This window comes from Asticcacaulis sp. (genome assembly GCF_020217185.1).
Classification (GTDB): domain Bacteria; phylum Pseudomonadota; class Alphaproteobacteria; order Caulobacterales; family Caulobacteraceae; genus Asticcacaulis.
The window spans coordinates 1-10,000 of sequence record NZ_JAIWNX010000126.1; the positions used below are offsets into that span (position 1 = coordinate 1).

General features: G+C 62.3%; 10 protein-coding genes. 3 read left to right on the forward strand and 7 right to left on the reverse strand.

The window, feature by feature from the left end; all coding sequences use genetic code 11:
• On the reverse strand, positions 1–604 hold a 604-nt coding region (locus LDL37_RS06195), incomplete at its 3' end, for a sugar transferase (protein ID WP_290795670.1).
• Positions 605–935: 331 nt separating this feature from the next.
• Here LDL37_RS06195 and surE point away from each other — a divergent pair.
• Together surE and LDL37_RS06205 are read left to right on the forward strand one after the other, a co-directional pair.
• The gene (surE, locus tag LDL37_RS06200) at positions 936–1,745 is read left to right on the forward strand and encodes a 5'/3'-nucleotidase SurE (protein WP_290795672.1); all 810 of its coding nucleotides are present in this window, start codon (positions 936–938) and stop codon (positions 1,743–1,745) included.
• Positions 1,742–2,392 carry a protein-L-isoaspartate(D-aspartate) O-methyltransferase gene (locus LDL37_RS06205; protein ID WP_126420239.1) on the forward strand — a complete coding sequence of 217 codons (651 nt, stop codon included), beginning with the start codon at positions 1,742–1,744 and terminating at the stop codon, positions 2,390–2,392. Before surE ends, LDL37_RS06205 begins: the two co-directional genes overlap by 4 nt.
• Before the next feature lie 24 nt (positions 2,393–2,416).
• On the opposite strand, the gene LDL37_RS06210 is transcribed toward LDL37_RS06205, so the two are convergent.
• The 3 genes from LDL37_RS06210 to alr all read right to left on the reverse strand — a co-directional run bounded on the left by LDL37_RS06210 (position 2,417) and on the right by alr (position 6,680).
• Entirely contained in the window at positions 2,417–4,174 is a 1,758-nt protein-coding gene (locus LDL37_RS06210; protein WP_290795677.1) for a DUF885 family protein, read from the reverse strand.
• Between the two features lie 115 nt (positions 4,175–4,289).
• Entirely contained in the window at positions 4,290–5,546 is a 1,257-nt protein-coding gene (locus LDL37_RS06215; protein WP_290795678.1) for a D-amino acid dehydrogenase, read from the reverse strand.
• 3 nt (positions 5,547–5,549) lie between these two features.
• On the reverse strand, positions 5,550–6,680 hold the full coding sequence (alr, locus tag LDL37_RS06220; RefSeq protein WP_290795680.1) for an alanine racemase: 1,131 nt from the start codon (positions 6,678–6,680) through the stop codon (positions 5,550–5,552).
• A 129-nt stretch (positions 6,681–6,809) separates the two neighbouring features.
• Between alr and LDL37_RS06225 the strand changes: the two genes are divergently transcribed.
• Complete coding sequence (locus LDL37_RS06225) at positions 6,810–7,262, forward strand: Lrp/AsnC family transcriptional regulator (RefSeq protein ID WP_272740131.1); 453 nt, start codon at positions 6,810–6,812, stop codon at positions 7,260–7,262.
• On the opposite strand, the gene LDL37_RS06230 is transcribed toward LDL37_RS06225, so the two are convergent.
• The 3 genes from LDL37_RS06230 to LDL37_RS06240 form a co-directional block, all read right to left on the reverse strand.
• Positions 7,263–8,270, reverse strand: coding sequence for a family 43 glycosylhydrolase (locus LDL37_RS06230; RefSeq protein WP_290795685.1), 1,008 nt, complete (start codon positions 8,268–8,270; stop codon positions 7,263–7,265).
• Positions 8,271–8,394: 124 nt separating this feature from the next.
• A complete protein-coding gene (locus LDL37_RS06235) occupies positions 8,395–9,798 on the reverse strand; it encodes an efflux transporter outer membrane subunit (RefSeq protein WP_290795687.1) in 1,404 nt (467 codons plus the stop codon).
• Positions 9,798–10,000, reverse strand: a 203-nt coding sequence (locus LDL37_RS06240; protein ID WP_290795689.1) for a hypothetical protein, incomplete at its 5' end; no start/stop codon positions are given. The genes LDL37_RS06235 and LDL37_RS06240, both read right to left, overlap by 1 nt.

Below are 10,000 nucleotides of genomic sequence, written 5' to 3' on the forward strand. Positions count from 1 at the left end.
CGGGTGTGTGGATTTCCCCGCGATAGCCACGAATAGCCGCCAGCCCGGTCAGGCCCGGTCGCGCGCGAAAGCGGGCGGTGTAGCCGGGGACGCGTGAAGCAAACGCCTTGTCGTGCGCGATGGCGTGCGGGCGGGGCCCGACCAGAGACATGTCGCCTTTCAGCACATTCACGAGTTGTGGCAGTTCGTCGAGGCTGGTCCGGCGCAGAAACCGGCCCAGGCGGGTGACGCGGGCATCGTTGCGCTGTGCCTGAACCACGTGCGCGCCATCCTCTGCGACCCGCATGGTGCGGAACTTGTAGATTTTAAACACGCGCCCGTTCAGGCCGGTGCGGCGTTGGCAGAACAGAACCGGACCAGCGGAATCGAGCCTGATCAGCAGGCTGAGGATCAGTAAGGCGGGCAGCAGGAACAGCAGCACCGGAAACGCAACCCCTATATCCAGAAAGCGTTTATAGGGGCTATCCGCCACCCGGCAGCTCTGAGGCTTCCGGTGCAGGATCAGGGCCTCGGGATCGGGGCGGCGGCGCAGAAGAGAGGCGGACAGGGCGGCAGGGGTATCTGCCACGTCGGCGTAATCCGTCCACCCAACATATTCCGACATGGTTGTAGCCTTTAAAATATTCGACAGATGGCTGTGTTTTGAAATGTCTGAAAATCAGGAAGTGTAAGGCTGAAAGGAAGGCATTTACTGAGTGGCCCCCGGCACTATCGGCCGCTGTTACGCCGGTTGCCATTAACCGCACGCCCGGGCGTTAACCATGTTTTTCGTCAAATTGGAGAATCTTGATATGCGACTCGCGTGCCTGGGGATTTTGCCGAAGCGTGTCATCTGTGGATCATCGGTCCTGAAGACGGTTTTGAGCCACGCCTGACGGGGATGTCTTGTGCGTTCGCCAAGAGCGCTCTAGTACGGAGGGCGAAAGGTGAGTCCCATGCGTATCCTCCTGACCAATGACGACGGCGTCGAAGCGTATGGCATGATGGTGCTGCGTGAGATTGCGGCGCAACTGTCGGATGACGTCTGGGTGTGTGCGCCGCTTTATGAGCAGTCGGGCAAGGGACGGGGGATCACCCTGCACGACCCGCTGCGCGCGCACCGTCTGGATGAACGCACCTTTGCGGTTACCGGCACGCCGACTGACTGCGTGCAGATTGCCGTCAACGACCTGTTGCCTGAACCCCCTGATCTGGTCCTGTCGGGGGTTAATCGCGGCTTTAACCTCGCTCAGGATGTGACCCTGTCCGGCACGGTGGCCGGGGCCTTGCAGGGGATGACGCTGGGCATCCCGTCGATTGCCCTGTCGCAGTGTCTGGACTTCGATCTGGACGTCGAAGCGCAGTGGGAAGCGGCAAGGGCCTATGGTGCGCCGGTCATTTCGTCCCTTTTAACAAAGGGTTGGGCGAACAACCTCATCTTCAATATCAATTTCCCCGACTGCGACGATGAGGCGGTGACGGGCGTGGAAATGACGCGGCAGGGCTTCCGCGACCTGCATGATCTGCACGCCGTCAAGCGCGTCGATCCGCGCGGCCGGCCCTATTACTGGCTCGATTTTCACGGTCATGACTGCGAGCTGGTCGATGGCACCGATCTCAAGGCCGTCGCCGAAAACCGCATTTCGGTGACGCCTCTGCATCTTGATCTGACACATTACGAGACGCTGCACGCCTATAAGGGCGTTTTCGGTGGCGCGGCCCCGAAGCGTATCCGTACCCCCGACCTCAAGGAGACCGGTCGATGAGCGAGGCCCCCCTGCCGGAAACCCGCATCGAGCGCCTGCTGGCCAGCCTGAAAGCACAGGGTATTCAGGACGAAAAGCTGCTGCACGCTATGGAGTACACCCCGCGCGACCTGTTCGTGCCGGAACTGTTCCTTGACCGCTCGTGGGAGGATTCCGCCATCCCCATCGCCGCGGGCCAGACCATTTCGCAGCCCTATATCGTCGCCCTGATGACGCAGGCCCTCAAGCTGGAAGGTCGCCATCGTGTGCTGGAAATTGGCACAGGCTCTGGCTATCAGACGGCGATCCTGTCGCGCCTGTGCCGTTACGTCTATACGATCGAGCGTTATCGCTCCCTGATGCTGGAGGCCGAAATCCGCCATAAGCGGCTGATGATGGAGAACATCATCTATCGCTTTGCCGATGGCTGGGACGGCTGGCCGGAGCAGGCGCCGTTTGACCGCATCCTTGTCACTGCGGCGCTTCCTGACGAACCACTCCCCCTTCTGGCGCAGCTCAAGGTCAAGGGGATCATGGTCGCACCACAGGGGCGCGGGTCGGTGCAGCGCCTGCTGCGCTATACGCGCACCCCCGAAGCCTATGAGGTGGAAGACCTCGGCGAGGTGCGCTTTGTGCCGCTGATCGAAGGCGTGGCCAAGGATGGCTAAATGATTAATCCGCCACCGGACTAATTATTCGTCCTTGTACGGACTTGTGCCGCCGCGCGCGATAAAGCGGTCCACGGCCTGTTCCATCACCGGCAGGGGCACGGAGCCCAGTTCCAGAACCGTGTCATGGAAGGCGCGGATATCGAACTTCTCACCGAGCGCCGCTTCGGCCTTGGCGCGGGCCTTCCAGATGGCCATTTCGCCCAGATAGTAGCTCAGCGCCTGACCCGGCCAGGCGATGTAGCGATCGACCTCGGTGGTGATTTCATGCTCGGACAGGGCGGTGTTTTCACGCAGGAAATCGAGCGCCTGATCGCGCGTCCAGCCCTTGGCGTGCATCCCGGTATCGACCACCAGACGCGCCGCACGCCACATCTGATAGCTCAGCATGCCAAAGCGCTCATAGGGTGTCTGATACATGCCCATCTCGACGCCCAGACGTTCAGAATAGAGCGCCCAGCCTTCGCCATAGGCCGAGATGTAGCCATTTTGACGGAAGGGCGGCAGGCCCTTGTTTTCCATGGCCAGTGGCATCTGGAAGGCGTGGCCGGGCGCCGATTCGTGCAAGGTCAGCGCCATGACCGAATAAAGCGGGCGCGACGGCAGGTTATAGGTATTGACCCAGTAGCCGCCGGGTCCGCCGCGTCCGCTGGTGTAGAAGGGGGCGATTTCCGGAGCCACGGGGATGATGGCAAAGCGCATGCGCGGCAGACGGCCGAAATAGTCACCGGCCTTGCCGTCGAACATCTTGGCGGCCCAGGCCGAACGGTCGAGCAGTTCCTGCGGCGTCTTGGCATAGAATTGCGGATCGGTGCGCAGGAAGGTCAGGAAGGCCTTGAGATCGCCCTTGAACCCGACCTCTTTCATCACCGCGTCCATTTCGCCGCGAATCTTGGCGACCTCGTCCAGACCGATCTGATGAATCTGGTCCGGCGTCAGGGTGAGGGTGGTGTATTCGTAGATCTGGGCCTGATAGAAGTTGTGGCCATCCGGCAGGTCGATAGCGGCGATGGACGTCGTCGCCTTGGGCGTATATTCGCCATTGAGGAAGGTCAGCACGCTCTGGTGCGCCGGAATGACGCTTTTCTGGATGGCCTCAAGGCCCAGCTTTTTCAGTTCGGCCTGTTTGTCGGCAGGAATAGTCGCCGGGAAGTGCTTGAACGGCTTATAGAAGGGGTTGGCTTCACCTTTGGCCTCGATCACCTGCGTCAGCGAGACATCGCGGCCTTGCAGCGAGACGCGCGGCAGGGTGAAACCCCGCTTGAGGCCAGAGCGCATATTGTCGATATTCTGACCGAAATAGCGCGGCATGTCGCCCAGCGTCTTGATATAGTTGCGATAATCGGCCTCGCTGCGGAAGGTGCCGCTCGCAATATAACCCAGATCAGACCAAAAGGAGGTATCTCCGGCCACCGGACGCTCATAGAGCTTATAGAGCTGAGCATTGATCAGGGTTTCAATCTGAAAGCGATAGACGCGATAATTGTCAGCGTCCTTTTCTGACAACTTGCTGATGTCGATGGCATCCAGTTGCTTAAGCACAGTCTGCCAGTAGGCCAGTTTTTTGTCCTGAGCCGCCTTTGAGACGTCGGGCAGGCCGCCCCCGCGTTGATCGGCGGGCGTGTCTTCATTGGCCGCCGACTGCTTGCCGCGCCATTCCCATTCGGTCTTGTAGATCGTCTCGAACTTCGCCTGAACGGCCGGATCGACCTCGGCGCTGACGGGCAGGGCGGAGGTGGCGAGAATGACAGACAGGGCGGTGGCGCGCAGAAGGGCTTTCATGAGATCACTCTGTGAGGCGTGGCAATGTCAAAATGTATACCGTATAATTTGAACTTGGCAATCCGGGTTATACCGTAACACCTAAATTTAACCGCACCGGCACTCGCACCGAACCTCAGGCGGCGTAACGCTTAAGACTGAGATCGCCCGTTTCAATGTCCGGGGTCTGGCCGCTGATCAGGTCCGCCAGCACCTTGCCCGAACCGCACGACATGGTCCAGCCCAAGGTGCCGTGGCCGGTATTGAGCCACAGATTGCCATAGCGCGTCGGGCCGATAATCGGCGTGCCGTCCGGTGTCATCGGGCGCAGGCCCGACCACAGGTTCGGGTGATTGAGGTCGCCTGCGCCGCCAAACAGGTCTTCGACGACGTATTTCAGCGTGTTGAGACGCGCTTCTGGCAGGTCCCTTGAAAAACCGGCGATCTCAGCCATGCCGCCGACGCGGATGCGCGTGCCGAGGCGCGTGATGGCCACCTTATGCGCTTCGTCCATCACGGTGGACAGAGGGGCGCGGTGGTCATCAATGATGGACAGGGTCAGGGAATAGCCCTTGACCGGATAAACCGGCACATCCAGCCCCAGCGGTTGCAGGAAGGCGGGCGTATAGCTGCCCAGCGCCGCCACAAACAGATCGGCTTCGATATCGCCATCGGCGGTCTGCACCGCCTTTATGCGCTCGCCCTCGCGGACCAGCCCGCGCAGATCGACACCGTAGCGGAACACCACACCCGCCGCCTCAGCTTTTTCAGACAAGGCATTGGTAAATTTGAAACAATCACCCGTTTCATCATTGGGCAGACGCAGGCCCCCGACGATCTTGTGACGTGAGGCCGTAAGCCCCGGTTCGGCGGCAACGCAGCCGTCGGTATCGAGCAGTTCAAACGGCACGCCGCCGTCTTTCAGCACCTGAATATCCTTGGTGAGGCCGTCGATCTGCTTTTGCGTGCGAAAGACTTCCAGCGTGCCTTGCGTGCGTTCATCATAGCGGATGCCAATGTCCTGCCGCAGCGCCATCAGGCAGTCGCGGCTGTATTCGGCGACGCGCACCATGCGGCCCTTGTTGCGCTTGTAACTCGCGCTATTGCAGTTCATCAGCATCTGCCACATCCAGCGCACGGCCTGCGGGTCGAGATTGGGGCGGATGATCAGCGGCGCGTGGTTCATGAACAGCCAGCGCAGCGCCTTTTGCGGGATACCGGGTGCTGCCCACGGCGAAGAATAGCCGGGCGAAATTTCTCCGGCATTGGCAAACGAGGTTTCCAGCGCCGGGCCGGGCTGACGGTCGATGACCGTCACCTCATGCCCGGCCTGACGCAGATACCAGGCCGAGGTGACGCCGATGACCCCAGCCCCCAGAACGACGATCTTCATGCCTCAGCCCTCCGCTGCGATGAGGTGACGGTGATACCGCGGACCCAACTGGGTCAGGATTTCGTAGGCGATGGTGCCGGCGGCGGCTGCCACATCGTCCAGCGACTGATGCGGACCGATAAGCTCGACAAAATCGCCGGGCTTCAGCGCGCCTTCGGGCAGGGCGTCGATGTCGATAATAATCGAGTCCATCGACACGCGGCCGATAAAGGGCAGGCGCACGCCCCTGAAATAGACCGCGCCCTGATCGCCCAACCGGCGCGGCAGGCCGTCGGCATAGCCAGCGGATAGCGTGGCCAGACGTTTGGGCGCGTCGGTCACCACCGTGCCGCCATAGCCGATGCGCGTCCCGGCGGGGACGCTGCGGGTCTGGATGACGGCCAGATCGAGCGCAATGACCGGCTGCATCGGATTGGTCCGCTCAAGGTGCGGCGCGGCCCCGTACAGGGCAATACCGGGACGGCACAGATCGGCGTGGTATTCCGCCCCCAGAAACAGCCCGCCGGAATTGGCAAAGCACAGGGGGGTATCGGGAAACAGGCGCGAGGCTAACTCAAAGGCTTCCAGTTGCTGGCCATTGGCCGGACTGGCGGGCTCATCGGCGCAGGCCAGATGACTCATCAGATAGTCAATGCGCACACCCTCAAGACGCTCCGGCGTGTGGGCCAGCGCCTTAAGGTCTTCGGGCATGAAACCCAGACGCGACATGCCGGTATCGACCTGTAGAAGGGCGGGTAGGGTCTGCCCCATCTGGCGCGCTACATTGGCCCAGGCGTCGAGCTGTTCGGGGCAGTTCAGTACAGGGATCAGCCCGGTTTCGGCAGCGCGGTCTTCGCTGCCCGGCGTCAGTCCGTTCAGCACATAGAGCGCAGCATCAGCGGGCAGATGCGGGCGCAGATCGAGCGCTTCGCGCGTCAGGGCCACGAAGAAATGGCGGCAACCGGCGGCGTAAAGGGTGTCTGTCACCGCTGCGACGCCCAGACCATAGGCATCGGCCTTGACCACGGCACTGACCGGGGTAGGGGCCGCCAATTGGCACAGTTTGAGATAGTTGGCTTTCAGAGCACGGAGATCGACGCGCAGTATGCCGCCTGCGCCGTTTGCCAAAGCCTCATTCGCCAGAGCCTGATCCATGCCGCCCTCTTTCCGCCAATAGAGACAAGATTAACGCAAGGATCGTCGAATGTTCGTGCTATTTGACGTGATTGGTTCATATATGTGTCATATGTCGCAACAATTGTTCGCTTTTCGAAAGAATCTGTCATGCGCCCTCTCGATGCGGTGGACCGCAGCCTGATCCGGCTTCTCCGGCTCAATGCGAGAATGAGCAATGCCCGACTGGCCGCCGAGGTGGGCCTGTCGCCTTCGGCCTGCCTGCGGCGCATTCAATTGTTGGAAAAAAGCGGTGTCATCCGCGGCTATACCGCCCTGATCGGCGAAGAGGTCGAAGGCGAGTCTATCGCCGTCATTATCCGCATCTCGCTGGAGCGACAGAGCGAGGGGACGCTCAGGCGCTTTGAGGCAGCGGTGCGCCGCTATCCGGAAATCCGCGAGTGCCTGCTGATGACCGGGGATGCCGACTACGTGCTGCGCGTTGATATTGCCGACGCCCGCGAATTTGAGCGTATCCACACCGAGGTGCTGTCGAAGCTCCCCGGTGTGCAGCGCATCCATTCCAGCTTTTCGATCCGCAACGTACTGGCGCGGGCGGTCTGACTATTTCGGCGGCGTCAGCCGCGCATCGACCGGCGCATTGCGATCGACCGTCAGCCAGCCATCGGGGCCGATCTTCAGTTCGGCGACCTGAATGACGGTGCGCTGACCGTATTTGGGGTTGGTCGCGGCTTCCGGGGCCTTATACTGATGCACGAAGTAGTAGATCAGGGCGCGGCCATTGTTGACCACCACGTCGGGATGCTGGCCCTTTTCATTATCAGTCGCCTGCGTGCCCGGCTGTTCCAGCAGGCGGTTGGGTTGTGGCGTCCAGGTCTTCAGATCGTCCGAACGCAGGACCATCAGCCCCTTCCACACATCGGCGATCAGCCAGTAGTGGCCGCCGAACTGGAACACCTTGGGCCCTTCGGCATTGGTGTCGATGACCGGATCGGGCTGACGCACCCATGATTTGAGGTCCGGGCTTTGCAGCACAAACAGGCGGCTGCCCTTGCGCTCGTCCTTGAACCACAGGCGATAGAGGCCGTCCTTCCGGATGACGCTGGCATCAATCGCTCGGTCGGTTCCCAGTTCCAGCCGCTCACCGCAGGTCCAGTGTTTCAGGTCCGGGCTGGTCAGGTGGACGATGAAGCGCCCGGCCTTCCAGTCCTTGAAAACGCCCGGAACAACCGTCAGCCACATGTGATAGGTGCCGTTATCGGCATAGACTTCCGGCGCCCACAGGGTTTCGCCCGTGCATGACAGCGGGATATCGGCCATGCCCTGATAGGCCCAGTTCACGCCGTCTTTCGAGGTCGCTACCCCAATGGGCGTGCCATGCACCCACGATACGTCGCCATCGGGCGTTTTCAGCGTGGCGCGGCGGTTGGTGTAGAACATCTTCCAGTCCCTGGCCGCGCGGTCGTAGATGATCGACACATCGGCTGCCCCATCATAGACCGGGTCGCGGTAGAGGGGCTTCGGCGCTATGGACGACGCCTCGGTGTGGGGCAGGGCGGCGCAGCCCGCCAGCGACAGGGCAATAAGGGCGAGGCTGAGGCGCATTTTCATCGGACGTTTCCCTTTGGTTATTTGTCTGACTTATAGAGCAAATACGTTCAATTCCAAGCGTTATCGCGCACAAAAAACGCCTGCCGAGCGGGTCGGCAGGCGTCAGAGTCATGAAGAGCCCGGTTTACACGGTCCAGTCGCCACCCAAAGCGCGGATGAGGCGCACGGTTGCCTGATATTGCTGGGCGCGCACCTGAAGATCCTGACGGCGGATGCGCAGATAGGAGCGCTGGGCATCGAGCACTTCAAGCTGCGACACATAGCCGTGTTTGTAGCGCGCCTGCGACAGGTCGAGCGCCCGGCGCGCCGCCGCCAGAGCCGTGGCTTGGGTCTCGGCTTCGCCGGTCAGGCCGTCTATGTCCGACAGGGCGTTTTCGACGTCGCCAAAGGCCCCCAGAACCGACTGACGATACTGCGCAAAGGCAATGGCCAGATCACCCTGCGCCAGCTCGACGCCGGCCTTGCGCTGTCCGCCGTCGAAAATCGCCTGCGCCACAATGGCGGTGAGCGACCAGTTGCGCGCCCCTTCGGAGAAGATGTCCGACAGCTCGTTCGATGCGCCCCCGGCAGAGGCGGTCAGGCTGAGGCGCGGGAACCACGCGGCCCTGGCGATGCCGACGCGCTTCTGGGCGGCCTGCATGGCCTTTTCGGCGGCGGTGACGTCCGGGCGGCGCGTCAGAAGCTCAGACGGCAGCCCCGCTGGGATCAGCGGGACGGCCCCGGCCCAGGGTTGCGCCTCCCACGCCTTGGCCTCGACGCGGAAGGTCGAAGGCAGGTCACCGACCAGCAGGCTCAGGGCGTTTTCGATCTGCGCCCTCTGACGGTCGAGCGCTTTTAGCTCGGCCTCGGTTGTTGCGACCTCGGTTTGCAGGCGCACCACGTCCAGTTCGGCGACATCACCGGCGGCATAGCGGTTTTGCGTGACGCTGAGCGTGCCCTGATAGGCCTCCAGCGTTTCGGCCACGATGGCGCGGTCTTCATCGAGGGCGCGCAGGGCGAAATAGGTCTCAGCCACCGCGCCCTGAACCAGCAGTTGCGCCCATTTCGCAGTGTCTTCGGCGGCAGAGGCGTCGAGCGTCGCCACCTGTGTCGCCTTCGACAGACGGCCGGACAGATCGACCTCATAGCCGAGGTCGAGGCCGGCCGCGTGCAGGGTCGAGGCCTTGGGCGACTGGCCCGTTTGCGAGGCGCGCGACGATTGCAGTCCGGCGCTGACCTGCGGCAGCTGCATGGCACGGGCCTGACGGATCAGGGCGCGGGCCTGCTGCACGCGGGCGGCGGCGATGGCCACGTCTGTATTGCGGGTCATGGCGCGCGCTTCGAGATCGTCGAGCACCGGGTCACCGAAGATCAGCCAGAAGGCGTCGGCCTTCTGGGCCAGAGGTGGCGCGGTGGTCTCGGTTGTGGCCGGGGCCTTGAAGGCCGCGGGCGGGGTGAGGCCCGCGTCCTGCGTCAGGGGGGCGGTAGCGCACCCCGTCAGGAGAAGGGCCGCAAAGGTTAAGGGTATCAGGGATTTATAGCGAGACATTAATGTGCCTCCGGATGTGAGTTCAGCGTGGCGGTGCTCGGCGCGGGGTCGATCCCTTCGTGGCCGGACTCATCGGGGTGGGTATGGGCCTTGAGCGGACGATTGCCGGTCAGGGCGCGCAGGGTGACGTAGAAGACGGGCGTCAGGAACAGGCCGAAGACGGTGGCCCCGATCATGCCGGCGAAGACGGCCACACCCATGG